This is a genomic window from Mycetocola sp. Y791, assembly GCF_059445325.1.
The window spans coordinates 261,119-287,879 of record NZ_JCAIUC010000004.1; the positions used below are offsets into that span (position 1 = coordinate 261,119).

The 26,761-nt window shown below is 64.7% G+C and carries 26 protein-coding genes and 2 tRNA genes; 15 read left to right on the plus strand and 13 right to left on the minus strand.

Features of this window, described 5'->3' with window-relative positions; genetic code table 11:
* Positions 1–2 precede the first annotated feature (2 nt).
* Positions 3–1,853 (minus strand): helicase-associated domain-containing protein, encoded by a 1,851-nt coding sequence (locus AC1C2N_RS14310; protein WP_495434349.1) that lies wholly within the window; start codon positions 1,851–1,853, stop codon positions 3–5.
* Positions 1,854–1,868: 15 nt separating this feature from the next.
* Positions 1,869–2,147: a multidrug ABC transporter ATPase gene (locus AC1C2N_RS14315; protein ID WP_495434350.1), complete on the minus strand. Its 279-nt coding sequence runs from the start codon at positions 2,145–2,147 to the stop codon at positions 1,869–1,871.
* 167 nt (positions 2,148–2,314) lie between these two features.
* On the opposite strand from AC1C2N_RS14315, the gene AC1C2N_RS14320 reads away from it, so the two are divergent.
* Both AC1C2N_RS14320 and AC1C2N_RS14325 read left to right on the plus strand, forming a co-directional pair.
* Positions 2,315–2,698: a cold-shock protein gene (locus tag AC1C2N_RS14320; RefSeq protein WP_483404747.1), complete on the plus strand. Its 384-nt coding sequence runs from the start codon at positions 2,315–2,317 to the stop codon at positions 2,696–2,698.
* 47 nt (positions 2,699–2,745) lie between these two features.
* Positions 2,746–3,783 carry a DUF3027 domain-containing protein gene (locus AC1C2N_RS14325; protein ID WP_495434351.1) on the plus strand — a complete coding sequence of 346 codons (1,038 nt, stop codon included), beginning with the start codon at positions 2,746–2,748 and terminating at the stop codon, positions 3,781–3,783.
* A 63-nt stretch (positions 3,784–3,846) separates the two neighbouring features.
* Here the strand turns inward: AC1C2N_RS14325 and serC are convergent, their stop codons facing one another.
* Positions 3,847–4,959 carry a phosphoserine transaminase gene (gene serC, locus AC1C2N_RS14330; protein ID WP_483404745.1) on the minus strand — a complete coding sequence of 371 codons (1,113 nt, stop codon included), beginning with the start codon at positions 4,957–4,959 and terminating at the stop codon, positions 3,847–3,849.
* A 119-nt stretch (positions 4,960–5,078) separates the two neighbouring features.
* Between serC and AC1C2N_RS14335 the strand changes: the two genes are divergently transcribed.
* The 4 genes from AC1C2N_RS14335 (at position 5,079) to AC1C2N_RS14350 (ending at position 7,892) form a co-directional block, all read left to right on the plus strand.
* Complete coding sequence (locus AC1C2N_RS14335; RefSeq protein ID WP_483404744.1) at positions 5,079–5,774, plus strand: iron-dependent transcriptional repressor DtxR; 696 nt, start codon at positions 5,079–5,081, stop codon at positions 5,772–5,774.
* A 274-nt stretch (positions 5,775–6,048) separates the two neighbouring features.
* Complete coding sequence (locus AC1C2N_RS14340; RefSeq protein ID WP_483404743.1) at positions 6,049–6,915, plus strand: C40 family peptidase; 867 nt, start codon at positions 6,049–6,051, stop codon at positions 6,913–6,915.
* 329 nt (positions 6,916–7,244) lie between these two features.
* Positions 7,245–7,745: an HNH endonuclease gene (locus AC1C2N_RS14345; RefSeq protein WP_495434352.1), complete on the plus strand. Its 501-nt coding sequence runs from the start codon at positions 7,245–7,247 to the stop codon at positions 7,743–7,745.
* Positions 7,746–7,817: 72 nt separating this feature from the next.
* Positions 7,818–7,892, plus strand: a tRNA-Arg gene (locus AC1C2N_RS14350).
* A gap of 411 nt (positions 7,893–8,303) precedes the next feature.
* Here the strand turns inward: AC1C2N_RS14350 and AC1C2N_RS14355 are convergent.
* Together AC1C2N_RS14355 and AC1C2N_RS14360 are read right to left on the minus strand one after the other, a co-directional pair.
* A complete protein-coding gene (locus tag AC1C2N_RS14355) occupies positions 8,304–9,149 on the minus strand; it encodes a DUF1295 domain-containing protein (protein ID WP_483404741.1) in 846 nt (281 codons plus the stop codon).
* A 179-nt stretch (positions 9,150–9,328) separates the two neighbouring features.
* The gene (locus AC1C2N_RS14360; protein WP_483404740.1) at positions 9,329–9,622 is read right to left on the minus strand and encodes a hypothetical protein; all 294 of its coding nucleotides are present in this window, start codon (positions 9,620–9,622) and stop codon (positions 9,329–9,331) included.
* A gap of 423 nt (positions 9,623–10,045) precedes the next feature.
* Here AC1C2N_RS14360 and AC1C2N_RS14365 point away from each other — a divergent pair, with 423 nt between their 5' ends.
* From AC1C2N_RS14365 to AC1C2N_RS14375, 3 genes are all read left to right on the plus strand, one after another.
* Positions 10,046–10,390 carry a hypothetical protein gene (locus AC1C2N_RS14365; RefSeq protein ID WP_483404739.1) on the plus strand — a complete coding sequence of 115 codons (345 nt, stop codon included), beginning with the start codon at positions 10,046–10,048 and terminating at the stop codon, positions 10,388–10,390.
* Between the two features lie 166 nt (positions 10,391–10,556).
* On the plus strand, positions 10,557–14,357 hold the full coding sequence (locus AC1C2N_RS14370) for an AAA family ATPase (protein ID WP_495434353.1): 3,801 nt from the start codon (positions 10,557–10,559) through the stop codon (positions 14,355–14,357).
* A gap of 5 nt (positions 14,358–14,362) precedes the next feature.
* Positions 14,363–14,638, plus strand: a complete 276-nt coding sequence (locus tag AC1C2N_RS14375; RefSeq protein ID WP_495434354.1) for a hypothetical protein — start codon at positions 14,363–14,365, stop codon at positions 14,636–14,638.
* 11 nt (positions 14,639–14,649) lie between these two features.
* On the opposite strand, the gene mscL is transcribed toward AC1C2N_RS14375, so the two are convergent.
* Genes mscL through AC1C2N_RS14390 form a run of 3 tightly spaced genes read right to left on the minus strand, consistent with a single transcriptional unit; the run spans position 14,650 to position 16,068 of the window.
* A complete protein-coding gene (mscL, locus tag AC1C2N_RS14380; RefSeq protein WP_483404736.1) occupies positions 14,650–15,054 on the minus strand; it encodes a large conductance mechanosensitive channel protein MscL in 405 nt (134 codons plus the stop codon).
* 14 nt (positions 15,055–15,068) lie between these two features.
* Positions 15,069–15,437, minus strand: a complete 369-nt coding sequence (locus AC1C2N_RS14385) for an FmdB family zinc ribbon protein (protein WP_495434355.1) — start codon at positions 15,435–15,437, stop codon at positions 15,069–15,071.
* A gap of 52 nt (positions 15,438–15,489) precedes the next feature.
* Complete coding sequence (locus AC1C2N_RS14390) at positions 15,490–16,068, minus strand: 5-formyltetrahydrofolate cyclo-ligase (RefSeq protein ID WP_495434356.1); 579 nt, start codon at positions 16,066–16,068, stop codon at positions 15,490–15,492.
* A 133-nt stretch (positions 16,069–16,201) separates the two neighbouring features.
* Between AC1C2N_RS14390 and galU the strand changes: the two genes are divergently transcribed.
* From galU to AC1C2N_RS14415, 5 genes are all read left to right on the plus strand, one after another.
* Positions 16,202–17,095, plus strand: coding sequence for a UTP--glucose-1-phosphate uridylyltransferase GalU (gene galU, locus AC1C2N_RS14395; RefSeq protein ID WP_495434357.1), 894 nt, complete (start codon positions 16,202–16,204; stop codon positions 17,093–17,095).
* A 30-nt stretch (positions 17,096–17,125) separates the two neighbouring features.
* The gene (locus AC1C2N_RS14400) at positions 17,126–17,791 is read left to right on the plus strand and encodes a GNAT family N-acetyltransferase (RefSeq protein ID WP_483404732.1); all 666 of its coding nucleotides are present in this window, start codon (positions 17,126–17,128) and stop codon (positions 17,789–17,791) included.
* A 77-nt stretch (positions 17,792–17,868) separates the two neighbouring features.
* Positions 17,869–18,816 carry a large exoprotein gene (locus tag AC1C2N_RS14405; protein WP_495434358.1) on the plus strand — a complete coding sequence of 316 codons (948 nt, stop codon included), beginning with the start codon at positions 17,869–17,871 and terminating at the stop codon, positions 18,814–18,816.
* A 42-nt stretch (positions 18,817–18,858) separates the two neighbouring features.
* A tRNA-Ala gene (locus tag AC1C2N_RS14410) sits at positions 18,859–18,931 on the plus strand.
* Between the two features lie 57 nt (positions 18,932–18,988).
* Positions 18,989–19,429 carry a hypothetical protein gene (locus AC1C2N_RS14415; RefSeq protein ID WP_495434359.1) on the plus strand — a complete coding sequence of 147 codons (441 nt, stop codon included), beginning with the start codon at positions 18,989–18,991 and terminating at the stop codon, positions 19,427–19,429.
* Between the two features lie 51 nt (positions 19,430–19,480).
* Here AC1C2N_RS14415 and AC1C2N_RS14420 read toward each other — a convergent pair whose 3' ends face one another.
* From AC1C2N_RS14420 to AC1C2N_RS14440, 5 genes are all read right to left on the minus strand, one after another.
* Positions 19,481–21,505, minus strand: coding sequence for a glycosyl hydrolase (locus AC1C2N_RS14420; RefSeq protein WP_495434361.1), 2,025 nt, complete (start codon positions 21,503–21,505; stop codon positions 19,481–19,483).
* A 1-nt stretch (position 21,506) separates the two neighbouring features.
* A complete protein-coding gene (locus AC1C2N_RS14425; protein WP_483404728.1) occupies positions 21,507–22,238 on the minus strand; it encodes an HlyD family secretion protein in 732 nt (243 codons plus the stop codon).
* Positions 22,235–23,923, minus strand: coding sequence for a glycosyltransferase family 2 protein (locus tag AC1C2N_RS14430; protein ID WP_483404727.1), 1,689 nt, complete (start codon positions 23,921–23,923; stop codon positions 22,235–22,237). The genes AC1C2N_RS14425 and AC1C2N_RS14430 overlap by 4 nt, the downstream gene beginning before the upstream one ends.
* Positions 23,924–24,107: 184 nt before the next feature.
* The gene (locus AC1C2N_RS14435) at positions 24,108–24,533 is read right to left on the minus strand and encodes a DUF1801 domain-containing protein (protein ID WP_495434362.1); all 426 of its coding nucleotides are present in this window, start codon (positions 24,531–24,533) and stop codon (positions 24,108–24,110) included.
* 85 nt (positions 24,534–24,618) lie between these two features.
* Positions 24,619–25,884: a DUF445 domain-containing protein gene (locus AC1C2N_RS14440; RefSeq protein ID WP_483404725.1), complete on the minus strand. Its 1,266-nt coding sequence runs from the start codon at positions 25,882–25,884 to the stop codon at positions 24,619–24,621.
* A 250-nt stretch (positions 25,885–26,134) separates the two neighbouring features.
* On the opposite strand from AC1C2N_RS14440, the gene AC1C2N_RS14445 reads away from it, so the two are divergent.
* Complete coding sequence (locus AC1C2N_RS14445) at positions 26,135–26,755, plus strand: NADPH-dependent FMN reductase (RefSeq protein ID WP_483404724.1); 621 nt, start codon at positions 26,135–26,137, stop codon at positions 26,753–26,755.
* Positions 26,756–26,761: the final 6 nt, after the last annotated feature.

Consider the following 26,761-nt stretch of genomic DNA (forward strand, 5'->3'; position numbering starts at 1 on the left):
ACCTATTTCAGTTCAAGGATGCTTGACAGCGGGAGAGTGCGCTCGATATCGGATCGTTTGTCCCGACCGCGAAGCCGGCCACCGGAGACCCCCGTCGGCTCGAGCACGAACTCGAGCGGACCTGAATTGGGGACCTGGACGATCACGGTAACCGTCTGCTTCGCGCGGATCGCGGCGTCGAGCAGACGCGCGACCCAGGCCTGGCGCGAATCCTCCGGCGAACCGAACTGAGCCGAACGAAGACTGGCGATGAGTGCCGAATGGTCTTGAGGTGCCTGGGCGGCAGGCTGTTGCGTTGTTCGCTGTCGCCGCAGGCTGATGAGTTCGCCGTCCGGTGTCTCGGCAGCAACGGGATACCGTGCGTCGCTGAGCGCCCAGAACACGACCTCGAACTCGAATCGGCTCACCAGCCGGTTCTCGCCTGACCGCCTCAGGCCAAGCGGGGTCAGCGCCTGGTCGACGTCGAGCAGGCCGATCAGTGCGCTGTCGCTTGAGCGCACGTAACTGTGTGCGTCCGGGTCGGGTGTGCTGGACGGGATCGTTCCGACCCGGATGGTGCCGAACCGGCCGGCGGCCTGCGAGATGAGGTAGTGCACGGGCTGCGGGATTCCGGTGAGGGAGACGCTCTCGAGGAACGCCAGCATTTGGCGTGCGGTGACTCCCGATGACAGCGCCCGGTTGATGCTCGCCTGGGAGAGCCGGTAGCTGAACGCCTGTGCGCGGTTTTCGAGGTCGGCGAAATTGCGGAGCGTCTGGTCGAGGTCGGGCTGAAGAGGACCCGGCGCGATGATCGACAGGTCGTGCTGAAGATAGACCTGACTGACGTGAGCGGGGAACAGGTGGGCCATCGCTGCTGCCGCTGCAGCGGCATCCGTCGTCAGAAGCACCGCTCCCGGTGTGCTGAGCACCTGAGCCGCGGGTGACGGGCCGCTCGTCACTCCGAGCAACTCCGCGTGGGCAGCGACGCGGGTGACTTCTCCGTGAAGCCACTCGCCGCCCGCCGGGTAGAGCCACCGCGCATAGGAATGCAGCGATTCGCCCCACTCGGTCCTCGCGCCGAGCACCGACCTCACCTCGCCGGGGATCGCCTCGACCCACGCGCGTGCCAGAACGGCCCAGCGGTCAGCGGTGGACGCGGACAGCCACTTCTCACCCGTTACGGTCGGATGCCAGCCACCGGTTTCGTGGGACGCCAGATTGCTGCGTACCGCGAGGTCGAGATAGCTGTCGACCGCTGGCTCTTCGACCTGCATCGCCCGGGCAAGCCGGCGACGTTCGGGAAGGGCGGGGCCACCCTTGCCGAGCTCACGGACCGGGTGCGCGAGGAGTTCGACCACGAGTTCCGCGGTGGCCATGGTGGTCTGGAAGGCCTGGTCGGCCGCACCGAGATCCGTTGACCGGGCGGATGCTGCTGTTGGCGTTGCACCCGCGGCTGGCGGCGGTGACGTTGCGAGTTCGGCGAGGTCGGGAAGGCCGATCTTCGGCCAGTCGGCGAGGACGCCTGACACGGGGCCGAGCGCGGAGTATCCGGTCTCCGTCCTGGTGAGCAGCGCGCTCTCGACGGCGTGAGCGGCGCGGTCATCGACCTGGTCAGGACTCATGCTCCCGATACGATCCGCGATCTCTGTTGCGGAGAGCGAATCGGCTGTCGCCGCAGCGAGCACCGCGAGCGTGTGCCGGTCGAGACGCTGCAGTGCTGAGCGGATTCCCGCGGGGTCGAGGAGGCTTTCTGCGAGGTCGAAGAAGTCCCTGACCCGGCCTCGCGGTGCGGGTGGGCGGAGCGTCAGGAGGTGTTCGAGTGAGGCGTCGTCCCGCGCGCGAAGGCTGCTTGCGAGGGTCATAATGTCCGTCATGAGCAGCAGGCCGTGTCAGCGCTGAGTGATCGTGCGCTTGTTTTCGCGGGAACGCCGGATCACGCTCGTGATCATCAGCGCGATCAGCAGGACGAACGCGAGAGGGAGCCCGATGTACGGCACCATGACGACGACCGGCCAGATTCCGGCGGCGAAATCGCTTGACCCCATTCCCTGCCAGGTCCCGATGATGATGGCGAGGAAGGTGCCAACGGAGAGGATCACAAGCCCGAGCAGCATGTAGGCGAGGACTCGCTCAAAACGGCTGACGTTCTGCGGATTATTGTCGGTCACATGCTCAGGATATCGCTCCGGGCTGAATCCGGCAGAACTGGTGTGATGCCTGACGCTCTAAGCTTGAGACGCGGGACCAGAACGCCCGCTCGTTGTTCGGCTCCTGCCGCGACGATTGCACCACTCGCCGGTTCGCCGGCGTGTCTATTCACTGCGAGGTTGAGTCCATGCCCACCGGCAAGGTTAAGTTCTACGACGACGAGAAAGGCTTCGGCTTTATCTCGAGCGATGACGGCCAGGAAGTCTTCCTGCACGCATCGGCTCTGCCCGCCGGCGTGACCTCGGTCAAGGCCGGCACCCGACTCGAGTTCGGGATTGCCGACGGCAAGCGTGGAGTGCAGGCGCTCTCGGTTCGCGTCCTCGACGCGCCCCCGAGCCTGGTGAAGCTCAAGCGCAAACCAGCCGATGACATGGCGATCATTGTCGAAGATCTCGTGAAGCTGCTCGACGGCCTCGGCGGAGACCTGCGGAAGGGTCGCTACCCCGACAATGCACACAGCCGCAAGGTCGCACAATTGCTGCGCCGGGTAGCCGACGAACTGGACGCGTGATCGCTGCGCCACGTTGGGCCCGCCGTCTTTTCCCAAGGAGCACTTCGATGAACCCCGCCGAGAACTCCACGACGGAGCAGTCACTCCCACACGGTCAGGACGCAGCGCCCGCTGCAGACGCCGATTCCGGTTTCCCCGCCGCATCGAGCACCGCCGCATCCGGCACCGCCGCACCCGAAACTGCCGCAACTGATTCTCCCGTCGATTCGGTGCAGAGCCGCGAGCGAACGGATGCCGGCCAGGAGACGGCGCGGACGGCCGTCCAGCAGGAACCAACGGCGGATCAGGTCACGACGGATCAGGCCGCGGCTCAGGCAACGGCGGACGAGACCGCAGCGCCCCACGCTGCCATCTCCGAGGGTGCCGAGTCGAAGCCTGCCGAGTCGAAGCCGGCGTCGACGGTGCCGGACCGGCCGAAGCCAGCCCCCGTCGCAGATGACGTGCTCCTCGCCTCTGTCGATGTGGCTCGCGAAGCACTCCTGAAGGTCACGCCAGCGTCGACAATCGGTCAACCGACCGGACACATCGTCGAAGACGACAACGTGCTCTCCCTGCTGTTCGCCTCGACTCTTCCCGGTTACCCCGGGTGGAACTGGACAGTGACGCTCGCCCGTGTTGGCGACGATGCGCCCACCGTCCTCGAGACCGAGCTGCTGCCGGGGGAGTCCGCGTTGCTCGCGCCCGTCTGGGTGCCGTGGTCCGAGCGTCTCGCCGACTACCACGCATCGCAGGAGGCCGCCGAACAGGAGGCGCGTCTCCTCGCAGAGGCCGCTGCCGAGTTGGAGGACGACGAGGACGACGACGATGATGACGGGTTCAGCATCCTTCACGCCGGCGACGTCGATGGTGTCGACGTCGACGAAATCGACGAGTCTGATATCCCGGGCGATGACGAGTCGGATGACGATGACGACGAGTCGGATGACGATGACGACGAGTCGGATGACGATGACGACGAGTCGGATGACGATGACGACGAATCGGACGACGATGACGACGAGTCGGACGAAGATGACGAGTCGGATGACGATGACGACGAATCGGACGAAGCGTCCGACGATGACGAGGGCGAACGCAGCTACTGACGCGCCGACAGATAACGCCCGCCACTTCACAAGTGGCGGGCGTTATTGCGTGGTCTGTGTGCTCTACAGCGCGTCGACGACAAACTCGATGCTGCGCGTGAGCTGACGGATGTCGTCCGGTTCGATGGCGGTGAAGGTTGCGACGCGGAGCTGGTTGCGACCGAGTTTCCGGTAGGGCTCCGTGTCGACGATTCCATTGGCCCGAAGCGCCTTCGCGACGGCTCCCGCATCAACGGCGTCATCGAAGTCGATCGTTACGACGACCTGTGAACGGTCGGAGGGATCCGTGACGAATGGTGTTGTGTACGCGGTTTTCTCGGCCCACTCATACAGGTACGACGAGGATTCCCTGGTCCTGGAGTCGGCCCAGGCGAGGCCACCGTTCTCTCGGATCCACGAAACCTGGTTGTCGAGCATGACGAGGGTCGCGAGGGCCGGGGTGTTGAGGGTCTGGTTCAGGCGGCTGTTGTCCACCGCGTTCTTCAGGCTGAGGAATTCGGGAATGTAACGGCCGGACGATGCAACTCGCTCAACACGCTCGATGGCAGCAGGTGAGAACAGCGCGAACCACAGGCCGCCATCCGACGCAAAGTTCTTCTGCGGGGCAAAGTAATAGACGTCGGTCTGCGCAGCGTCGATCATGACGCCGCCAGCAGCGCTCGTCGCGTCGATCACCGTGAGCGCGCCGGGGTCCGCCGTCACCCGCGTGACCGGGGCCATGACGCCGGTGGATGTCTCGTTGTGGGTCCAGGCGTAAACGTCGACGCCGTCGACGGGTTCCGCTGTTGCCCGTGAGCCAGCGGGAGCTTTCCGGACATCCGGCGCTTCCAGCCACGGAGCCGCCGCGGCCGCTGCGAACTTCGAACCGAACTCACCGAACGTGAGATTCTGGCTCCGGCGTTCGATCAATCCGAAGGATGCAGCATCCCAGAACGCGGTCGAACCTCCGTTGCCGAGCACAATTTCGTATCCGTCGGGGAGCGAGTACAGCGCACTCAGCCCGTCGCGAACGCGGCCGACCAGGTTCTTCACCGGGGCCTGGCGATGCGAGGTGCCCAGCAGCGACTGGGCCGCTTCCGTCAGCGCGGCCACCTGCTCGGTACGGATCTTGGACGGGCCGCAGCCGAATCGTCCGTCCGCTGGCTTGAGGTCATTCGGGATCACAATGTCAGGCATGTTCCGATTCTAGAAGCGATGCACCGGTCCCCGAACTTCTGTGACGATCGAGGCGCGCCAAAGCGGGGTTCAGCGCACAGTAGGCTTGGGACTATCGCGCTGAACCATGGGAGACGTCAATGACTGACCTGATTGACACCACCGAGATGTACCTTCGTACCATCCTCGAACTCGAGGAAGAGAACATTGTGCCTCTCCGTGCCCGGATCTCCGAGCGGCTGAGCCACTCGGGTCCGACAGTGTCACAGACCGTCGGTCGCATGGAACGCGACGGACTCGTGGTGGTCTCCGGCGACCGCCACCTCGAACTTACGCCGACGGGACGCAGCAAAGCCGTGCACGTCATGCGCAAGCACCGTCTGGCCGAACGACTGCTCAGCGACGTGATCGGGCTTGAGTGGGAGTACGTTCACGAGGAGGCCTGCCGGTGGGAGCACGTCATGAGCGAACAGGTTGAGCGCAAGCTGCTCGCCATGCTCAACCACCCGACCGAATCACCGTATGGCAATCCGATTCCCGGCCTCGAGGAACTCGGCGATACCCCCGCTGGTGCGTTTGCGCACGGAGTGACGAACCTGGTCGAGCTCGTCCGCGGCAGAAGTGAACCGATCACCGCAACGATCCGTCGCCTCGGTGAGCCAGCGCAGGTCGACCCGGAACTCCTTCTGCAGCTGAAGCAGGGCGGCATCATGCCTGGTTCGGTCGGTGTGTTCTCCCCGGCTGGGTCTTATGTTCTGGTTCAGGTTGAAGGTTTTGGGGAAGGTCTTGAACTTCCCAACGAGGTCGCCGGTCACATCTTCGTCGAAACCCCGTAAAACCGGCCTCACTGCGGCTTAATGCCGACTCACGTGCGCGGTTCTGACACCAGAGCCGTTGGGCTCCCGTTACCAATTCGTTAGTTTCCGTGCGAAAAAGGTGACAAATTGGTAACGGTCACGTACGCTCGAACACGTCCGAAGGTCAGAACTGGCCGCAGGAACCCGTTCCGAGGCGCCTCTCCCGCTCGTCTCCTCGGCTGCGGAACCCGAATATTTGTGTAGACGAGACGCCATCCCTAGTGTGGTGTTCGAGGCGCCGGAGGTTCACGCTTTGGCCGTAAACAACAGCCCGTTCGACGGCGAGTCGGAGAAAAGCGACCCGTCGACGTCCCACCGGGTGGCCCTGCGCTCGCCGCGTCCGGTTCGCAGCCAGCCCAGTGCAGTGACACCCGCAGCCCCGGTGGCACGGACCGCGAAGCCCGCTCCGAAAGAGAGTGTGTGGCGCAAGTTCCGGTCGACAGCCATTATGGCGATCGTCGTCCCCGGGCTTTTCGGCACTGTAGCGCTCCCCGCTTATGCCTTCTCGCCGACCGCGACTGACCAGGCGGCGCCTTCGTCCACTCTCCAGACACTCAAGGAGTCAGGGGCGCAGTCACTCTCCGTCGATGAAGGCGTGACCGCCGCGACCGTTGTTCGCGATGGGTATACAGCGACGACGGCCGAGGAACTCGCGAACGCGCGTGCGGTCGCTGAAGCGGCAGAGGCTGCGACCCGTCGCGCCGAATTCGCAACCCAGCAGACGTCGTTCTCCGGACCAACGGCATCCGATCACCTGGCAAGTCCCGCCTACCCCTCGAACTTCAGCCTCGACCAGGTCTTCAACGTCGCGCTGCAGTACCAGGGCGTCCCATACGTCTACGGCGGAGCCACCCCCGCAGGGTTCGACTGCTCGGGGTTCGTGAAGTACGTCTACGCGCAGTTCGGCATTAACATGCCGCACTCCTCGACCGCCCAGGGCAACATGGGTACCCGGATCCCCGTTGCCGACGCCGTTCCTGGCGACCTCGTCGTCAGCGCGGGACACATCGGCTTCTACGCCGGAGACAACAAGATTCTTCACGCCTCACGGCCGGGCACCCCGCTCCGCATCGGCCCGATCTACGCAGACAACTGGTGGATCGTCCGGATCGGAATCTAAGGTCCAGATCAGCCCCGGAATGATATTCCGCTGCGAATGGCGTGCTTCTCTCGGGAAGCACGCCATTTGTGCGTTACATTAAAGCCCTGACCTCAGAAAGAAGCAGCAGGAAGCTCATGACCCGACACGCAGGTATCCACACCACGGATGCTTGTGCGTGCCAGGGTCGCGACCATTCCGGTTCAGCATGTCGCCCCTTCAACGGTGGTGGCGAAAAGGCGCAGTCTGCATAGACTGCGCTTTTTGTTTACCCGGATCCTCTCTTCGGCCTCAGGTCGGAACACCGAATAACCGCGAAGCCGTCGCGGCAATTTGAGAGGAAACGTGACATGCGCACACTCGTGTTGAATGCCGGATACGAACCCCTTGCCATCGTGTCGTTCCGCCGGGCGCTGGTGCTGGTGATGAACGAGAAAGCGGCGATCATCGAGGTGGATGCCGAGAATCCAGTGTGGGGATCTGATGGTGCCCACGAAAGGCCCGCGGTGATCGTTCTCAACCGGTATGTGCGCATTCCCGCTTCCCGTCGCGTTCCCGTGACGCGTCGGGGCGTGCTGCGGCGGGATGCCAACCGGTGCGGGTACTGCGGCAAACTCGCCGCGACCATTGATCACGTCATCCCCCGGTCACGCGGCGGCGAGGACTCGTGGGAGAACCTCGTGGCCTGTTGCCTGCGGTGCAACAACGCCAAGAGCAACCGCACGCCGGCCGAGATGGGCTGGTCCCTGCGGATCAAGCCCCGGATGCCCCACGGTCCGACGTGGGCTGTGCGCGGGGCCGAGAAAGCGATGCCGGCGTGGGACCAGTACCTCACGCCTGCCGCTGCGTAGGTCGGGAGCGCGGGGAACAAGCGGGCGGTTGTTCACGTGGGCGGCGTTCTCTCCGCTAAACTTCTGGAGTCAGCCTCTGTAGCTCAACGGAAGAGCACCTCCGTCCTAAGGAGTTGGTTGGGGGTTCGAATCCCTCCAGGGGCACCACAGGAGTTCATTCCACGAGGAAACCCTGGCCGCAGTTCGTCGGCCGCAGTTGTCGCCGGGCGGGGTCATTCCCCACAGCCGCTCGAGCCCTGTTCCGCGGTCGGCGATGGCGGGTGGGTGTATTTTCGGGCGGATGTTCCGGGTTGCCGTCGTCGATACGACGACAGACACCGCGATTGACCGCCCGAAGCACGGTGCACGTCCGCAACGGTCAGGATCTTGGCGGCCGTGGTTTTTGACGGCCCGGGGTGTTCGCCATTGCCGCCTGAGGCCTGTCCCGTTATCGGGCGATGGCGGGTCGGTGTATTTTCGGGCGGATGTTCCGGGGCGCCGTCGTCGATACGACGACAGACACCGCGATTGACCGCCCGAAGCAGGGTGCACGTCCGCAGCGGTCAGGATCTTCGTCGGTCAGACCGGCTGGGGCTGTCCCTGCGTGTGCTTCGGCGGCCAGGGGATGAGCATTGATGTTGAGCGTCGGTAATTGGCGTACGCCGGGTACTTCGACGCGCTGATGGACTCGGTAAAGAGCGTTGAGCCGATAAAAAGCACGGTCAGCAGCACCGGGCCGATGATCGTCCAGTTGAGGACCCCGCCCAACAGGCCGTGTCCCGCGGAGACCGCTGCCGTCGCCCCGATCGCGTAGAACGTCCACCACTGTGCCTGCTCGAAGAAGTAGTTGGGGTGCCGGCTGAACCGGAAGAGGCCCGAGGTGAGGAAGCCAGGCCCGAGGTCTCCCGCCCTGCGTTTCTTCGCCTCGTGGAAGTTCCACTGTTCCTGGTCTGCGGTGAACTCGCCAACCAGGAACGCGACGAACAGGACGGCGAACACCCCGTCCCATCCGTTCAGCGGAGTGGGGTTCTGCCATGCAACGAGAGCGGGCAGCGTGATGAGCACGAGGAGCGCGTTCTGGTACAGCACGATGAAGAACAGATTGAAGAGCTGGAACTGCCACGGTTTCATCCGCGCGCGGAGGATCCCCCAGCGGTAGTCCTCCATCCCGGTGTACCCGCCCCTCCGCGCAAAGTTGAAAGTGAGGCGCACCGCCCAGGCGGTCACCAGGACCACCATCAGCACCAGTCGCGCGGCGTCCTCGCCTGTACCGATGCCAGCGCCCGCAAAGATCCAGACGTACACCGCCGGAACGACCGACCAGAGCCGGTCGACCCACGAGGTGTCTTTCGTGATCAGGGACGCGATCCAGCAGAACGCGCAGGTGACTGCGAACACGATGAGTACGAGAGTGAGCGGGTTCATGCGCACAGCATACGGACGGTGACGTGCGAGGGGTAGGACCGCAGTGAGGGCGCAGGCCGCAGACGAAGAGTGACCACAAGTGCTCATCAGCGGCTGTTCGAGACAGCGGCTGTCTGAGATGGCGCTCGGGACCGGCAGGGGAGAGTCCGATGCTGGCCCCGAGCTGTGGAGTTCATCCGTTACCTGAACGGTCGCATGGCGAGGAACTGATCGCGCCATTCCTCACGCTGCCGTTGAGCGTCCTCGCCTTCCCGCCGGCCAGCGTCATCGAGTACGGGCGTGAGGTCCGGCCGTGCATTCGGTTTGGCCGTGCGAGGCCGACGGCTCCACGTGACGAGGGCAACCCCGAGGTGGAGCGCCGCTCGGTCGAGCAGTCCGACACGGCGAACCGCTCGTTCCGTCCGAACGGGAACCGTGCTGGGTTGGGGTGGGTGTTCCTGGCGAGCGGGAGCGCTCACAAAGTGGGTATTCATGGGAGATATGTCCTTAAGAGTGGGATCCAGGCACGCCGAAGAGAGCGCTCGGGACCGCCGAAGAGTGGGAACCCGCTGGTGCGGGCAGAGTGCGACGAGCTGCTCGTCACATACGGGGTGATAAGCCTGTTGGCAGGGTGCAGAAGTCTGCGGATGCCGCCTGGCCTGGCTTCGAAACCGTCACCACCGTCTGAACCGGTGGGTGTTCTACTGGTCAGGCAGTGAGGACGCCGACGAAGCCAGCCGTGGGTGAGGCGATTGCAATAATCATTGAGAACACGCTGGACTCCTTTCGTCAATTGGGCGTAGGCATCACGGTAGCGGAGCCCAACAGTGAAGCGCAAGAGCTTTTCCGCACTGCCGCGCCGCGCCGATTCCCAACTGTTCTGCTTCCCGAACAATCGATGCACGATGATGTTGCTCATGGACAATTCGTCGCCGCAACGCCAGAGCCAGCCTTCGCGCGCAGATACCGGTGGCTCCGTCTTCTCGGTGATCTCCGGTGTTTTACTTCTCGCCGGCGGCCTGCTCATCGGCTCGCTCTTCTCGCAGTGGGTCGGCACTCGCGTCTCGATCTGGGGTAGCCCCGTCGTCAGCGACGGTGCTATCCGGAATTACGTGGTGATGGCATCCGTCGCTTTCCTGCTCCTGGCCGGTGCCTGCATCCTCGCTCTCGTGGGCCGGAACCGGAGCCTCGCGTGGGTTTCCGGAATTTTCCTGGCAGCCGATCTGGTGGCGGCCCTGGTCTTTGTGAACCCGCAAGGGTAAAGGGCCCCACGGCCCGGGACACGTCGGTCACCGTCGAACGACCAGCCGTGCTACAGCGGAAGCACGTTCGGCCCTGGGAGTAAGAACTCGGGCGGAATGACCCCAACTCGGCGAATATCCGGTGGTGCTACCGGCGATTGGGCCCGACAGAGCTTAGGGTGTGGATGTGTGGCGGCTAGACAAGAAACCAGAGACTCGCGATTCCGATATCGCTGACGTCGATAATTCCCTTGCGCGTTCGGTCACCAGTCCCACTGGTTTGAGCGTCGGAGACCCGAATTTCACAGTGGGCAACGTGGCGGATGAGACCCGGAAACGGTGGCGTGAGCAACTCGCCACGGCCGGTGGGCGATCCCCGCTGTTGCACTTCGTGGACGACCCGCGCAATCGCATCGAGCTAAGTTCCACGCACCCGGGGGGCCTGCCCCAGTTCATCACCGGGCATTCCACTCTGTTGTCGAACCTCATTCGTGACGAGCTCGCACTCCGCGGCGCGAAAGCCGCGGCGGATCAGATCACCGTCAAGGGTGTCGAACTGCGGACAGTGCGCGGCATCGAATCGGTGCACCTCGCGATCGGGCTCGCCGAGTGGCGCCACGGAGAAGAAGAGTTCTCTGCACCCGTTCTTCTGCGTCCCGTCGCCATCCGCCGCTACGGCCGCGACTTCGAGCTGAAGCTCAAGGGCACCCCGTTCCTCAACCCGGAGCTCGCCAGGGCGCTGCACGAGCAATTCCAGATCACGCTCGACGCCGAGGCGTTCGAGGCGCTCGCCGTCACCAACGGTGCGTTCAAACCGCAGCCCGTCATCGACCGGCTGCGCGGACTCACCCAGCACCTCGAGTGGTTCAGCGTCCAGCCGAGGCTCGTGGTGTCGAGCTTCGCCGAGGTCGGCACAGCGCTCGTTCGCGACGCCAGGGATCTTGACCACCCGGTGCTCAACGCGCTCGCTGGAAACCCCGGGGCGCGCAGGCTCGTTGAAGGTCTGTTCCGGCCGGTGGATGCCATCGGCCAGGACGACAGGCCGCCGACAACGGATACGCTCCTGCTCGACGCCGACACCGAGCAGGAAAACGTGATCGCCCAGATCGCGGCAGGGCACTCCATAGTGGTCACCACCCTTCCTGGCACCGGTGGCACGCAGACGGTGGTCAACGCCATCGGCAGCCTCGTCTCCCAGCACAAGCGTGTTCTCGTCGTGAGCGCAAGGCGTTCCAGCCTCGATGGCATACGTCACCGATTCGGGAAGGTCGGTCTCCCGGGCATTACCGTGTCACCGGCGACCATTCGCCGCGACCTGATCCAGGCGATATCGCGCAATGAGAAGGCTGTCGCACCGAAGGTCTCCGACGTTGACGACGCGCTTGTCCGGTTGCGCAAGGTGCTCCTCGACTACCGCGGCTCCCTCGGCCGGATCGACAGCGGGCTTGGTGTCAGCGTCATCGACACGCTCCAGGCTCTCACCCGCCTCGGCAACCTCCAGGACCAGCCGACGACGACCGCGCGGCTCGACCTCGCCTCTCTCGAGAAGCTCGCAGGCAACCGCGACATCATCGCTCGCAAGCTCGCGACCGCTGCCCAGCTCGGTGAGTTCCAGTACGGCCCGGATGATTCACCCTGGTACGGCGCCCAGTTCGCCAGCACAAAGCAGGCGAAGGCGACGCACGCCCTGGCCAAGAAGCTGCACAGGACAGAGCTGCCGCGCCTGCTCGAGCGCGGATACGAACTGATCGGCCAGACCCGGATGCGTGCGTTCGAGTCCATCGAGGAACTCGGCATCTACCTCCGGCTGCTCCTCGACATTCGCGAGACCCTGGACAAGTTCCAGCCGAGCGTCTTCGACAGGTCACTCGGCGAACTCATCGCCGCGACAAGCGCAAGGCGGGACGCCCCGAGCATGACCGGCGCCAACCGCCGTCGGCTGAAGAAGCTCGCTCGCGAGTATGTGCGGCCGGGCGTGCACGTCACAGACATCAATGCGGCGCTGCGACGGATTCAGCAGCAGCGCACGCTGTGGCAGCGATATGTGGCGGCAGGCGTCAACCCGGAGGTTCCGCTCGGTATTGCCGACGTGCAGGTTGCGTACCAGCGTGTTGTCGAGGATCTCTCCCAGCTCGACGCGCCGCTCAGCCGCACGGCGAAGGCCCAGTCGCTTCTCTCGATGCCCGTCAAGGAGCTCGTCAGGCTCATGTCGGGACTGGCAGCAGACTCCGCGGTGATGGAGAACCTCCAGGAGCGGACCACTCTCATCGCCGAGCTGCGCGAGAAGGGGCTCGCCCCGCTCATCACTGACCTTTCGGTGCGCCATGTCCCCGAGGCGAAGGTTGCGAACGAACTCGAGCTCGCCTGGTGGCAGTCGGTGCTCGAGCACATGCTCACGACCGACCGTGCACTTCTCGGCGCGAACACCAGTGTCATCGACAGGCTCGAAGCAGACTTTCGCCTCGTCGACGAAGCGCATGCCTCATCGACCGGCGCACTGCTCGGTGCGTTGCTCTCCGAGAACTGGAAGATCGGCCTCGTCGACTACCCGGATGAGGCAACGGCCCTCAAGAAACTGCTCCGCACCGAGGGCGCAACGCCGACAAAACTCGAGAACACGGCACCCCACCTGTCCCGCGTGCTGTCCCCGGTGTGGCTCACCTCGGTATATGAGGCCCACCTCATCCCGGAGAGCGTCCGATTCGACACGGTGTTCCTCGTCGACGCCGGGGCAACCACGCTCGCGGAGAACGCCGGGGCGATTCGCCGGGCACGCCAGGTCGTCGCCGTCGGTGACCCGGTCACGCAAAGCCCGACGCCGTTCACCGTCGCCATCGGCGTTCCGACACCGGCCGCCGGCGCCGACGATGTTGACGCCAGGCACGCCGACTCGGCTCTCGCACGACTGTCCGGCCTGCTGCCGACCCTGACCCTCACGCGCAGTTACCGCGCCGGGGGCGAGGACCTGGCCGAGCTGGTCAACCACAGGTTCTACGGTGGCGAGATCGAGTCACTGCCGTGGGCAGGGTCCTTCCTCGGCCACGGAAGCCTCACCCTCGACTACGTTCCGAACGGGCACGGCATGCCCGACCCGGAGACCGGGGGAGTGGAGAGCGTTGACGCCGAGGTGGCCCGCGTCGTCAACCTCGTACTCGAACACGCCATCAACCGGCCGCGCGAATCGCTCATGGTGGTCACCGCGAGCGAGAAGCACGCCACCCGTGTGCACCAGGCGGTCATCTCCGCATTTGCCATGCGCGGCGACCTCTCCGACTTCATCCTCAAGGAACGGCCGGAGCCGTTCTCCGTGCTCACGCTCGAGCAATCGGTGGCCGAGAGCCGCGACCGGGTCATCTTCTCCCTCGGCTACGGTGTCACCCCGCACGGCCGCGTGCTGTCCAACTTCGGCGCTCTTGCCCGGCCGGGCGGCGACCGCCTGCTCGCGGTCGGTATGACGCGAGCGAGGCGATCCATGGTGATCGTGTCGTGCATCCGTCCAGAAGACATCGACACCGATCGGATGCAGCACGGCATCGGAGCGCTCGCCGAGATCCTCAAGCAACCCGTCCAGCACGTCCCCGCGCCGCCCGCTACCGACGGTGCCGAACCGATGCTCATCGACCTCGCCGAACGGCTGTACCGCCACGGCCTGTCGGTTGAGGTCGGTTATCGCGGCAAGCTCGCCCTGGTCGCGGCGTACGAGGGCAAGGCGATCGCCGTGGAGTCCGACCCCGAGGTCAGCAGCGACTCGCTGCGGGAGTCGTTGCGCCTGCGTCCGGACGTGCTGCGCCGACTGGGCTGGCACTACCTCCGCGTACACAGCTTCGATCTGTTCAGCGACCCCGATGGCGTGACGCGCAAGATCCTGGCGATGCTCGGTGTTCCGTCACGCAACGCCGATGCGAACGCCGGGAACAGCCTTGAAACGGATGTCGCCAGCGATGTCGCGGACGTCTCCGAAGATGACCAGCAGGAGCGCGTACACTGATCGACGTGTCGAACCGCCCAGTGCCCGAAGTCCCTGGATCGCCGCACCCCGGTGATGCCAGGACACCGGACGCAGAGCGGGTACGCCGGGTCCCCGGTTCGCGACGTGCGGTCCTTCCGCCGATGCCTGGCACTGATCCAACGCCACAGGCCAGCCGGGAGGCGGTTCTCGCATCCGAAGACGCGGACCGGTCCTGGGGCGGGCAGCCTGCAGCGCGCCCGGCTGAGGCCGGCCCGAACGACGCGCAGTTGCTCCAGGACGTTCCGCCCCACTGGGGCTAGCCAGGGGACCGCTATTCCTTGAGGTTGCTTCTGGCCAGCAGGTCGCGAATCTCGGTGAGGACGTCGATCTCGGTGACCGGTGCCTTCTCTTCGACGATGCCTGCCTTGCGCTTGGCCTCGGCGCGTTCCTTCATTGTGTTGATCGGCAGCACGAAGACGAAGTACACCACGGCCGCGATGATCAGGAAGCTGATAATCGCGCCGAGAACAGCGCCGAACTGCAGCTTCGCATCGCCAACCGACACGATGAGTGCGTTGTCGAGGCTGTCGGCCTGGAACAGTGCCCCGATGAGCGGGTTGAAGATGCGCTCGACTATCGAGTTGACGACAGCGGTGAACGCGGCTCCGATAACAACGGCGACGGCAAGGTCGATGACGTTGCCCCGCATGATGAAGTCTTTGAATCCCTTAAGCAATTTGGCCCCCATGGTCACGAAGCGGCAGCGGCGCTACCGGTACTCGACGAGCCAGCGGAACCGCTGGCAGGCGACGAAGATACCTTCTCCTTCGTGGCGCTGGCAGAGTCCTTCGATCCGGCAGAGTCCTTCGATCCGGCAGAGTCATTCGAGCCCGCAGAATCCGATTTTCCGCCGGATGACCTGGCACCGGTCGAGGCTGCCGCCGCGCGGGAATCATTGCGGTAGAACCCCGACCCGGTGAACGACACTCCGACCGCGCTGTAGAGCTTGCGAAGCCTTCCGGCGCATTCGGGGCATTCGGTGAGGGAATCGTCGGTGAACGACTGCTGGATGTCAAAAGCCGTGTCGCAGGCTGTGCATTTGTATGAGTACGTGGGCATTCGGGTTTCCTGGAACTGTCGCGGCGTTTGTGCCGATGAGGTCGGTGTGTGGCTAAAAGTCGAGAATGCGTGACGGGGTGACGGCGCCGTCGACCCGCTGGTCGTGCTTTTCGAATGGCACGTCGGCCCGGAGTTCGCTGTCGAAGACGATCGCGTAGACCGGCGGGCATTTCTCCATTGAGCCGAGGGTTTTGTCGAAGTACCCGCGGCCCCAGCCCATCCGCATTCCATCGGGGCCTACCGCGGCAGCCGGCACAAAAATGAGGTCTACCTCGTTGATCGCGATGGGGCCAAGGAGCTCGCCGACAGGCTCGGGCATTCCGTACAGGCCCTCAACCTCGGACCCCGTCTCTCCGACGGTCCAGTCCAGGAGGCCGTCTTCGCGGCTGATCGGAAACAGGACCCGGATGCCGTTGGCGAGTGCCCAGTTCACAAATGGGCGGGTGTTCGGCTCGTTCGGCGCGGAGAGGTAGCAGGCGATGCTGTTCGCGCCCCGGCGTGTGGCCAGGGCAATGAGGTTGTCGGTGAGGCCGGTGGAAGCATTCTCACGTTCCGACGTGGTCAGGTTCTGACGCCGCTCCCGCAGCTCGGCACGGAGGGCACGTTTCTGATGGTCCACCTGGGTTGGCATAGCCCCATTCTAGGCGGCGATGCCTGAGCGCCGGCATCCGCTGATGAGCGGCTCCTTCAGCCCTGACATGCCCGGCGCCGCGCTACGGCGAGACATCTCCCCGCCGGGGGCGGCATCCCGCTACTGTTAGTAGATGCCTCAGCCAGTACGCAAAGTCGTTATTCCCGCAGCAGGTCTCGGTACCCGGTTCCTGCCGGCAACGAAGGCCCTCCCCAAAGAGATGCTGCCCGTCGTCGACAAGCCAGCGATCCAGTACGTCGTCGAGGAGGCCGTCAGTGCCGGGCTCAACGATGTCCTGATGATCATCGGGCGCAACAAAAACGCGCTCGCCAACCACTTCGACCGGGTCACCGAGCTCGAACTGGCACTCGAGGAAAAGGGTGATGCGAAGCGCCTGAACCGCGTCGTTGAGTCGAGTGCTCTCGCCGACATTCACTTCCTGCGGCAGGGCGATCCCAAGGGCCTTGGCCACGCGGTGCTTCGCGCGCGCAGGCACGTCGGTGATGAGCCGTTCGCGGTTCTGCTCGGTGACGACCTCATCGACGCCCGCGATCCTTTGCTCACGACGATGATCAAGGAGCAGGAAAGCCGCCAGGCCACGATCATCGCGCTGATGGAGGTCGACCCGGCAACGATCCAGATGTACGGTTGTGCCGCCGTCGAAGCGACCGACAACCCTGACGTCGTGAAGATCACCGACCTGGTCGAGAAGCCGGCCCCCGAAGACGCGCCGTCGAACCTCGCGATCATCGGCCGTTACGTCCTGCGCCCGGAGATCTTCGATGTTCTCGAGACGACGGAGCCGGGCAAGGGTGGCGAAATCCAGCTCACGGATGCCATGCAGGTGCTAGCCGCGGACGACTCGATCGCCGGCGGCGTCTACGGCGTCATCTTCCGTGGCCGACGCTATGACACCGGAGACCGCCTCGATTACATCAAGGCCATCATCCAGCTCGCCTCGGACCGTGAGGACCTGGGAGTGGAGCTCAAGCCCTGGATCAAGGAATTCGCCGCCAAACTCGACTAGTTCGACGTTCTCTATCAAAGGAGACCCGGGTTGGCTCTTCCTGCCACCGTTCTGACCGACGGTCCCATCACCGTACGACTGGTCCGGTTACGCGATGCGCGGGCCATGGAACGCGAGCTCCTCGGTAACCGAAGCTGGCTGCGGCAGTGGGAGGCGACCAGCCCATACGCGCCGCGGTCCTTCGACATGCGCGCGAGCATCCGTTCGCTGCTCTCCAGCGCCAGGGCCGGCACAGGCCTGCCGCTCGTGATGGAGTACGACGGCGAGTTCGCCGGGCAGCTCAACGTGTCGGGGATCACCTACGGCTCACTGTCGTCCGCGACGCTGGGCTACTGGGTGTCCGAACGGTTCGCCGGCAGGAGCGTGACACCGACATCCGTCGCGCTTGCCACCGACCACTGTTTCTCCCAGCTGGGCCTGCACCGGGTGGAGATCTGCATTCGGCCCGAGAACGCGCCGAGCCTGAGAGTCGTCGAAAAGCTCGGGTTCCGGTACGAGGGTCTCCGCAGACGGTACATCCACATCAACGGGGACTGGCGGGACCACTTTTGCTTCGGTCTCGTTCGCGAGGAGGTGCCGGGAGGCGTGCTCCGCCGGTGGAAAGACGGGCAGGTCCCTCCCGATGCTGCGACGGTTCCGGAATCCGACCGGATCGCGGCCCAGACGCCGATTGTGCCTCCCGCAGCGCTCTTTTAAACCTTCAACCTCAACTTGGGGGTGACACACCCTCGCCAATGCGGCGTGGCGTGCCTGTTCCCTCGTACCTTGGAGCCATGGCTGGCAGTGGACTCTTGAGTGGCGGGATCGTTTTCGCGATCGCCGCTGCGCTGTGGATCGTCTACCTGATGCCCACGTGGCTCGCCAGGAACGAGTTCCTCGCCACCGAGCGCAACGCCATTCGACTCCAGCAGACGTTGAGGATCCTCGCCGAAACTGCGGAAACCCCCGCCGAGGTGCGGGTGGAGACCACCGCGCGCGGCGTCGCTGAGCAGCAGAAAATTCTCAAGAAGTACGAGGCCGAGGCTCTCGAACGCGCCAGGCTCGAAGCGCTCGCGCTCGTCGAGGCGCAGCGTGAGGCCGAGAGGGCCAGGCAGACAGAGGAAGTCCGGCGAGCAACCGCTCTGGCAGCAGCTCGGCTCAGGGTCAAGAGAGCACGACGGCGCGCGCGACTTGCGGCGACGGTTGTGCTCGCGGCATCGCTCGCCACGGTCGGTGTCGGCGGATGGTTGCTGGCAACCGGCGGATCAGTGCTGGTTCTCGCCGCAGGAGTGGCGGCAGCCGTCAGCAGTATCGCTGTGCTCGTTCGCATGGCTCGCGTCTCCGGTCGAACCAGGGTTGCCACGCCCGTGACCCGGTCAGTTCCCGTCTCCCAGGCCTTCGAGCCGGTGAGCTTTGAAGAGACCGTGTCGGTGCCAAGCACCTGGACGCCGACGCCGCTTCCCCGGCCGCTGCACCTGTCGCAGGGGTCGAGCGCCGCCGGCACCATTGCCCAGGCCGACGCCCATGCCGCGCTGCGGCGTGCCGCTCTCGCGCAGGTCATGGCGGAGCGTGCGGTCGAGCTCGCTCCGACCGTCACGCCGCTGATCCCGGTTGTCGCAGCTCAGGAAGCGCCAGCGGTCGAACCGGCCAGCCGGTTTGCGGGGATGGGCGTCGTGGACGAGTCCGAGATCGCCCCAACCGACCTGACGGCGCTGCTTCAGCGCCGACGAGCCGCCAGCTGATGGATTCATCGCGCTCCCCGGCGTGATAATCTTTTTCTATCAGGGCCTATGGCGCAGTTGGTAGCGCGCCTCGTTCGCATCGAGGAGGTCAGGAGTTCGAATCTCCTTAGGTCCACACCATCCCTGCTCCACATTCGAACCCCCAGCGAGAAGTCGCACCGAGGTCCAAGACATGTTCGACAGCATCCCCGGCGGTCAGTGGATTTTCGGCATCTTCGCGATCGTGGCCATCATCGTCGTGCTCGCCCTGTTCGGTAAGCGCCTCGGCGGTGCATTCTCCACGAAAGAGTCCGACAGGTTCGAGACCACCGAGATTCCGCCCGATGACCCCGAGACGCGTGAGTTCATCGTGCGCGACGATCACACCGGCTCGCGGCTTCAGTTCGTCTCGCTTCACACTCGCGGCCGGGTCGTCGAGATCGTGGTTCCAGCCAAACACCGCCGGACCGGCGTCGAGGTCGACCTGTTCGAAGCCGCGTTGCCGTCGGCGCCGAACGTGACGACGTGGACCTGGCCCCCGACAACCCCCGATGGTTACGCCGCGCTCCTGATCATCGCGCGAAGGATGCGAGACGTCACATTTCTCGACGCACACGGCTCTCGCGTTCTCTGACGACCCGGGTCGGCTCACGCGGCCGCGGCGCGACATCGGTCGAGTGGCGGGTCAGCGCGCCAGGATCCACGCCATCAGGTAGGCGCGGCTGTTGCCGTCGTCGATGCGTGATTCCGGCAGCGCGGGCACGGCGTCGCCGGCAGCTGCGGCGGCATCCGCTCCGGCCAGTGCCGAGTACATGAGCAGGTAGTCGCCGAAGAGGACGTCGAATCCGTTGGGAGCCGCCTCGTCGATATTCGCTTGAATCCGATCCGCGTCGCCCGCGAGGTAGCCGGAAACCGGACTCATCGGCAGGACAAGAATCCCCAGCATCGCACTCGGCTCAGCGCTGAACCATGTGGCGTAGTCGCGTTTCCCTCCCCAGACGAGAGAGGTGACCGTGTGGTCGAAGCCGGAGTACACGGGGGAGTCGAGTGGGAAGTCGGTCCAGTATTCCCGTGCGGATGCCGCCTCAGCGGACAGCATCCAGGTCGCCTCTGTCAGGAGCGCGGGCTGGTCACTCACCTCGGCCCACAGCGCGAGGCCGTTCCAGGCGGTCACCGCTTCTGAGCTCGACTCCTGATTGTTCCCGTCGCGGAAGGGGGCAGTGCCGCTGGCCCAGGAATGCCCGGCGTACGCGTCGAACACCCGCCGCTCCGGGAAGTACTCACTCAACCCACTGGTCGCGAGGTCCGCGGCCACCAGGTTCATCACGGGCGCCCATTTCTCCGTCAGGTCGTCCCGGCCGGCCGCGACGACGGCGGCCGCGTACAACAGGTAGCCATAGTGGAAGTGGTGGTCGTTGAACTCGTCCGAGCCGAAGGAGGGCTGAAGTCCGACAAGGCCCCGCGCGGCAGGATCGTAGACGAAACACCGGGCGTCGCGTGTTTCGCAGCCGTCCGGCTCCATCCACGAGTCAATTTCTCGGATCAGGCGGTCTTCCAGACTCGCAGCGCTGTCGTCCGCCCCAAGCTCGCGGGCAATGCTGAGAAGGTTCGCCGCTCGATAGAGTGCTTTGCCGCCGAAATAGGTGTCGGCGGGAAACGCCGGTGTGCCGGCTGCGTCGGCCTCGAGCTGCCTGAGCAGTCGCTCGCGGTCTGCGGTTTCCAGCGAGCCGAGGTCGAGGGTGCCCGACGGTTCCAGGCGGGGGACCGTCCAGCTGAGGGTTTCCGCCCGGCACAGCTGCAGCTGGCCATAGATACTCTCGTAGGTGCCGTGCGTGCACTCGGCATCCGTCGAGGCCTGATGCGGCATCACGGCCATCAGCGCCGGTCCGGTCGCTTCGAGGTTGTACGTCAGAGCGGTGCTCGCCCTTCCATCGGCCAGGGCGTAGGTGAGGCTCGTGCCGGTGAGGCGGTTGCCGGCAGCGGCGGTGAGCTCGTCGCGGTCGCCGCCGTCAGGGACAGCGAACCACGTCACGCTGTTGCCCGCGCTGACGGTGACAGACCCGCTGTCTGTCGCGAGTGGATCATCGGACACGACCCCGTACTCAACACCATCGACGGTGGCAAAGGCCACGCGCTCATCGACAGGGCTGAACGCGGTGCCGAACCGTACTGTGGTGTCCTGCGCTGCCGTGAAGGTGACGAAGGGCGAACCCTGCGCGATCACTGTACGGCCGATCTCCTCGCCGCCGGAGCGCTGTGCCACGGTGACGGATGCCGTGTCATACGCGACGACTTCGTGCTCCTGGGCGCCGACATCCACCGACACCGCCGCTCTGAACCCTCCCATGATCGCCGCAGGCGAGGTGGAGACGGCGGGAAGTCCGAAGTCCATGCCGTTATCGGTCAGCTCGAACGAGAGCGGAAGCGGGAAGACCGGCATCGACGTTTCGCCGAAGACGAGGCCGGAGAACCACCGGTTGGTTGGCGGAATGAGACCAGACGCCAGCCGGGATACCGGAAGCGGCTTGACGGTTCGCTCGGGAACGGCGTTCACGGAGGCGGCGATTTCGTCCGTTGGGTAGATGGGCGTGGTGGCCGACGTGACGTCCAGCTCGCTCGCCGGCTTGGGGGCCCAGGCGCAGCCACCGAGCGACACCGCGACCGCAGCGATCAGGGATGCGGCGAGAAGCCGGGGCAGTTGCTCGCGCATGTCACACCCCGATCTTCCGGAAGAAATCGAAGAGCCCGTCGCTCACACCGGCGAGAATGCCGTCGTTGCGCAATTGCAGAGTCGCCGAGACCGGCGTGCCTCGCGCCATGAGGCCGTTATGCCCCCCGTCGGAAAGCTCGTCGCTGTGAACGAGGACCACCGTACGGGCGATGCCCTCACTCGTCGACACCTGAACCGATGTCACCGATCCCTCTATCCGCTGGTCGTCAGGGAGCAGCAGTGTGACCTCCGCGCCGTTCTCGATACGGCCGTAGTCCCGGCTGGTGAGTTCGTACTCCGCGGTGACGAAGAGCGAACCCGCCCGATCGACGGTGGCAAGTACCTGCCCCGCCTGGACAAATGAACCGCGCTCGGTGGTCACATCGCGCACTGTGCCCGCCACCGCGGCCGTCAGGGTGATGGTGCCATCTGTTGTCACCGCGTATGCGATCGTCTCCGGCTTGAGAAGCCCATCGGCGAGATCCGCCTGGAGACTCGTGCTGAGGACAACGAAGAGCGGATCGCCCTGGGCCACCAGGTCTCCCTCGTCCACCAGGCGATCCACGACGGTTCCGCCGTAGTCGATACCGATCGGGAATCGCTCGGCCTCGATCGAGGCGCTGTCGCTCGCCACCTGCGACTGCCGCTGGGTGAAAACGAGGGTCAGTACGGCAACGATCCCGAGAACGACGACCAGCCCGGACAAGAGCCGCAGCCGGCTCCGCCAGGTCACGACGCCACCGCCACTGCTGTAACGGATGCCGCGGGCTCAGTGGAAAGCGCTCCGGCACGGGCGGGTCTGGCGACCGTTGCATGTTCCCTCACGGCTGTCGCGACGAAGCCGCCGAGGACGAACGTATTCGTGACGTTCCAGGCTGTCGCGAGGGTCAACATGCCGTTGCTGGCATCGCGCCAGATGGCCACGACCGACGTGAGAAGGAGAAATGTGAAGAACAGGATCTGGGGAACTATGACGTTGAACGGTGAACTCACGTGATCCCGATTGCCCGTCGCGGTCCACCGCTGTTCGCGGCCGACCAGAACGTTAAACAGGGCAGCGGTATATATCGGGAAGGACGCCGTGGCGAGCATCAGCGTCTCCCAGCGAAACGATCCCATCGTGTAAAACGCCAGGACGATCTGCAGAACGTAGAAGCCGGCGTAATACAGCACCCAGGTACCGACCGTCGTGGACAGATGCACCGGCCGCAGGTCGAAGTAGATCTCGAGCGGCGGAACCAGCAGGAGCAAGAGGGGTGAAATCCCGGTGAGGTAAAAGGAGCCGGTCACGAGGTATTGCAGCCGCTGATCAAGGGTGAGTTTGCTTCGTCGGCTGAAGATTTTGTGCCGAAGGAGGATCTCAAATCCGCCCGTCGCCCATCTGAGCTGCTGTTTCGTATATGCCTCGATGGTGTCAGGCGCATCACCGACGGCGAGGACGAGGGGGATGTAGACGGTTCGCCACTCCCGCTCATGAAGCATGAGGGAGGTCCAGACGTCTTCCGACTTCGAGTCGGTGTACAGGCCTCCGATGTCGGCAATCGCCGAGCGGCGGAAGATGACGTTGGTACCAACACAAAACGCTGCGTTGAACCTGTTGCGCCCCGGCTGGATGAAGCGATAGAAGACCGACTGCATGTAACCAGCGCCTCGTGAAATGACGTTGTGCAGGTTGCCATAGCTCTGGGGCGTCTGGACGAAAGCCACCTTCTCGTCAGCGAAGAACGGCACGGTTTCAATCAGGAAGTTCTCGTTAGGGACAAAGTCAGCATCGAGGATCATGAAGAAGTCGCCCCTGGTCAGGGCGAGCGCGTGGTTGACGTTGCCCGCCTTCGCGCCGCCCGAGCTGAGCCGGCGTACGTATCGTGCACCGAGTTCGGCGGCCAGTGATTTCACGTCGTCCGACCTGCCGTCGTCGAGAACCCAGGTGACGTGTGCTCCGCTCATGGCGATGGCAGCGTTCACCGTGCGTCGGATCGTGGTGAGGTCTTCTCCGTATGTCGTGATGAACACATCGACGGATACCGGTGTGTCGGCAAGATGCATCACCCAGTGTTCCGGCGAATTACTGAACCCATCGCGCCTGATGTCGCGGGAGCGGAACAGCGATCCGCGTGCCTGGTGGAAGGCGAAGTCCCGGGGGTCGTGCGCCGCGGACAGGATGGTCCACATGGAGAAGAGCGCCTGCAGGATCAGGATGGATTCGGCCGCGACGACCATCAGGTAGGGCAGCCAGTCGCCACGGCTCGCCGGGTTCAGGAGAAAGCCCGCGTACGCCAGGATGCCGATGGCCGCGATGAGCACCAGAAGAACCAGGGAAGGGGACTGGGGCTTGGTGCTCTCGATCGAGCGCGGCGGCAGTACGGGTTCGGCCACCAGTGTCGTCGACGGCCGGGATCGATGCTCGAGGGATGTCATAACGAACTCTTTTCGGGAGACGAGCGAGGAGTTCGAGCAGCGCCCTCGGCACCCGGCGGTTACCGGTGTGGTTCGTCGGTCCCGCATTTCCAATGTAAGAGCGCGAGGTGAACGCGAGAAAGCCTCAGGATTTCAGTCGTGTAAACACTCCCTGACAGCAACCAGGCGCGCAGGGGTCACGTTCTCACGGGTCTGAATGGAGCGAACCATCCGCTTCCGCGAACGCGTGGACGATGAGTTCACGCAGGACATCGAGGTCGATATCGTCGAGTCGCTTGATGTAGACACAGCCCTTGCCGATGGTGAACTTTCCCAGCGAGGCCAGAAGATGCTCGCTCCGCATGTGACCCTGCAGTCCGTACAGGGTGAGTGCGTTCTTCCGCGGGGCGAACCCGACCCTCATCGTGTCACCCTCCCGCCCGGTGGCGTAACGGTAGTGAAACGAGCCGAAACCGATGATCGACGGGCCCCAGAGCTGTGGTTGCTCACCCGTTGCATCGGCTATCAGGTGGGTGAGGCGCGCTGCGTCTGCCCGTTTGCGCTCATCTTCGATCGTCTCGATGAGCGCCTGGGGATCCCCGTCACCTGACGGGGTCTTCGGGGCGGTCATGGTCTCATGCTGGCACCGTCGTGTGGCACGGTCAACGGCCTTCTGGGTCTTTCCGCCTGAGCGTTGCCCGGGCGACAAGGGCGGGTCAGCCGCCGAAGACGAGGGTGGCGACCGTGTAGATCGCGAGCCCGGCCAGGGCACCGACCACCGTGCCGTTGATGCGGATGAACTGGAGGTCCCTTCCGACCTGGAGCTCGATTTTCTCGCTCATCTCGCGGGGGTCCCAGCGCTCGACCGTGTCGGTGATGACGCTCGCGATCTCGTGACGGTAGGTGTTAACGAGGTACACCGCTGCATCCGTCACCCAGAGATCGAGCTTGGTGCTGAGGCGCGAATCGGTGGAAATGCGGCTGCCGAGGTCGTTGACCGTGCGCGCCAGCTGCACTCGCAAACCGCTCCCGGGGTCGTCGAGGGAGTCGATGAGGGCCGCCTTTGTGGTGTTCCAGGTCGATGAGGCGAGCTCGCGCACCCGGGGGCTGTCGAAGAGTTCGGATTTCGCGCTCTCGAACCTGGCGATCATGAGCGGGTCGTTCTGCAGGTTGTCGGTGAGCGTCAGCAGGTAGTTGTCGATGGCGCGGCGGGCCGGATCGAGTTCGTCATCCTTCATCCGGCGGACGAATCCGAGCGCTTCGCGGTATAGCCGGTCGTCGACGACGCGGTCAAGGAACGAGGGAACCCACGAGGGAAGGCGGGATGACACGAGTCGAGCGAAGGCCTCCGGGTTGTTCACCAGCCAGTCGTCGATGCCGTCGAGGACGAGTCCAACGGCCGCGTGATGACCGCCGCCAGCCACGACGCTCTCGCCCCACGCACCGACTGACTCGCTCCACGGCTGCTCGATGAGGTGCGTCCGCGCGAGCTTCTCCAGGACGTCGCGCACGTCGTCGTCGTCGAGCAGCGAGAGGATTCCCTTCGCCCCAACCGATACCTCGTCGGCAAGCCTCGTGGCATTCTCCGGGCGCGCGAGCCAGTCCCCGAGCTTCTGGCCGATGTGGGTCGATTCCAGCTTGTGACGGACGACCGGTTCTGAGAGGAAGTTCGACTCGACGAAATCGCCGAGGCTCGCCCCGATCTCATCCTTGCGGCGGGGAATGATCGCCGTGTGCGGAATCGGTAATCCGAGCGGATGCCGGAACAGCGCCGTCACGGCGAACCAGTCGGCGATCGCCCCGACCATGCCGCCCTCACTTGCCGCGCGGACCCAGCCGAGCCACGGGATCTCGTCCTGGAGCGCGAAAGAGACACAGAAGATCACGGCCATCAGGATGAGCAGAGCGGTTGCGGTGCGCTTCATGGATACGAGGCCCCTGCGCCGTTCGAGGTCTTCCGGGGTGAGGAGGGGGATCGTCATTGGGCAATCGTACGTCGGGTTACCGGCCTGCCGTCAGGCGGTTGCGCCCCGGGCTTTGTTGCCTCATACGTCGTCCACGTTCTGGCGGCATCCGTCGGATTCGGTTACGTGGTACCCGCTTGGGGGGCTTGTGCTCTCATCTCACACAGCCAAGCTTGGTAACACACAGAGTGGACTGCCCCGCCGCTCGTGGCCCCGACCCTCGCGAGGACTGCTGCCCCCAGTTGTTCGCCGTTGCAGGAGTTGCCCAATGATGTTTGAAGAACGTATTGCAGTTCCAGAGAGCCGAACCCCGATCAGGCTCATGGTGGTTATCGGAAGTGTGCGACCCGGCCGTTCAGGCCTGGCCGTTGCCCTTTGGGTCCACGAGTGTGCGACAAAATTCGGCGGGTTTGACATCGACTTCGTTGACCTGGCCGAACTGGACCTTCCGTTCATGAATGAGCCGAAGCACCCGAAGCACCAGGAATACCGCCACAGGCACACGATCGCGTGGGGAGAGCGCGTCAGCGCCGCAGATGCGTTCCTGTTCGTGACCCCCGAGTACAACCACAGCTACTCGCCCGCGCTCAAGAACGCGCTCGATTATCTGCACCACGAGTGGTCGGGGAAGCCGGTCGGCCTGGTCAGCTATGGCGGGCTGGCCGGAGGCACCCGTGGTGCGGCAGCACTTCGACCGGTGCTCTCGGCGCTCGCCATGGTTGGCACTGAGTCGAACGTCGAGATTCCCTACGTCTCCCGTCAGATCGACGATGGGTTCTTCGAGCCGACCGACGGGCAGGCAGACAAGCTCACGCTCATGCTGGACGAGTTCGGCCGGCTTTCACCGGCCCTCAGCAGTGTCAGGGGTCGCGGGCTCCTCGCCGTGTAGCTGACG

Coding starts and splice junctions, on each gene's coding strand:
- AC1C2N_RS14360 (WP_483404740.1), bottom strand. CDS start 9,622: ATGAATACCCACTTTGTGAGCGCTCCCGCTCGCCAGGAACACCCACCC.
- AC1C2N_RS14335 (WP_483404744.1), top strand. CDS start 5,079: ATGACTGACCTGATTGACACCACCGAGATGTACCTTCGTACCATCCTC.
- AC1C2N_RS14385 (WP_495434355.1), bottom strand. CDS start 15,437: ATGCCCACGTACTCATACAAATGCACAGCCTGCGACACGGCTTTTGAC.
- AC1C2N_RS14440 (WP_483404725.1), bottom strand. CDS start 25,884: ATGACGATCCCCCTCCTCACCCCGGAAGACCTCGAACGGCGCAGGGGC.
- AC1C2N_RS14415 (WP_495434359.1), top strand. CDS start 18,989: ATGTTCGACAGCATCCCCGGCGGTCAGTGGATTTTCGGCATCTTCGCG.
- galU (WP_495434357.1), top strand. CDS start 16,202: ATGCCTCAGCCAGTACGCAAAGTCGTTATTCCCGCAGCAGGTCTCGGT.
- AC1C2N_RS14430 (WP_483404727.1), bottom strand. CDS start 23,923: ATGACATCCCTCGAGCATCGATCCCGGCCGTCGACGACACTGGTGGCC.
- AC1C2N_RS14390 (WP_495434356.1), bottom strand. CDS start 16,068: ATGCCAACCCAGGTGGACCATCAGAAACGTGCCCTCCGTGCCGAGCTG.
- serC (WP_483404745.1), bottom strand. CDS start 4,959: ATGCCTGACATTGTGATCCCGAATGACCTCAAGCCAGCGGACGGACGA.
- AC1C2N_RS14325 (WP_495434351.1), top strand. CDS start 2,746: ATGAACCCCGCCGAGAACTCCACGACGGAGCAGTCACTCCCACACGGT.
- AC1C2N_RS14310 (WP_495434349.1), bottom strand. CDS start 1,853: ATGACGGACATTATGACCCTCGCAAGCAGCCTTCGCGCGCGGGACGAC.
- AC1C2N_RS14420 (WP_495434361.1), bottom strand. CDS start 21,505: ATGCGCGAGCAACTGCCCCGGCTTCTCGCCGCATCCCTGATCGCTGCG.
- AC1C2N_RS14320 (WP_483404747.1), top strand. CDS start 2,315: ATGCCCACCGGCAAGGTTAAGTTCTACGACGACGAGAAAGGCTTCGGC.
- AC1C2N_RS14405 (WP_495434358.1), top strand. CDS start 17,869: ATGGCTGGCAGTGGACTCTTGAGTGGCGGGATCGTTTTCGCGATCGCC.
- AC1C2N_RS14365 (WP_483404739.1), top strand. CDS start 10,046: ATGGACAATTCGTCGCCGCAACGCCAGAGCCAGCCTTCGCGCGCAGAT.
- AC1C2N_RS14355 (WP_483404741.1), bottom strand. CDS start 9,149: ATGAACCCGCTCACTCTCGTACTCATCGTGTTCGCAGTCACCTGCGCG.
- AC1C2N_RS14445 (WP_483404724.1), top strand. CDS start 26,135: ATGATGTTTGAAGAACGTATTGCAGTTCCAGAGAGCCGAACCCCGATC.
- AC1C2N_RS14345 (WP_495434352.1), top strand. CDS start 7,245: ATGCGCACACTCGTGTTGAATGCCGGATACGAACCCCTTGCCATCGTG.
- AC1C2N_RS14435 (WP_495434362.1), bottom strand. CDS start 24,533: ATGACCGCCCCGAAGACCCCGTCAGGTGACGGGGATCCCCAGGCGCTC.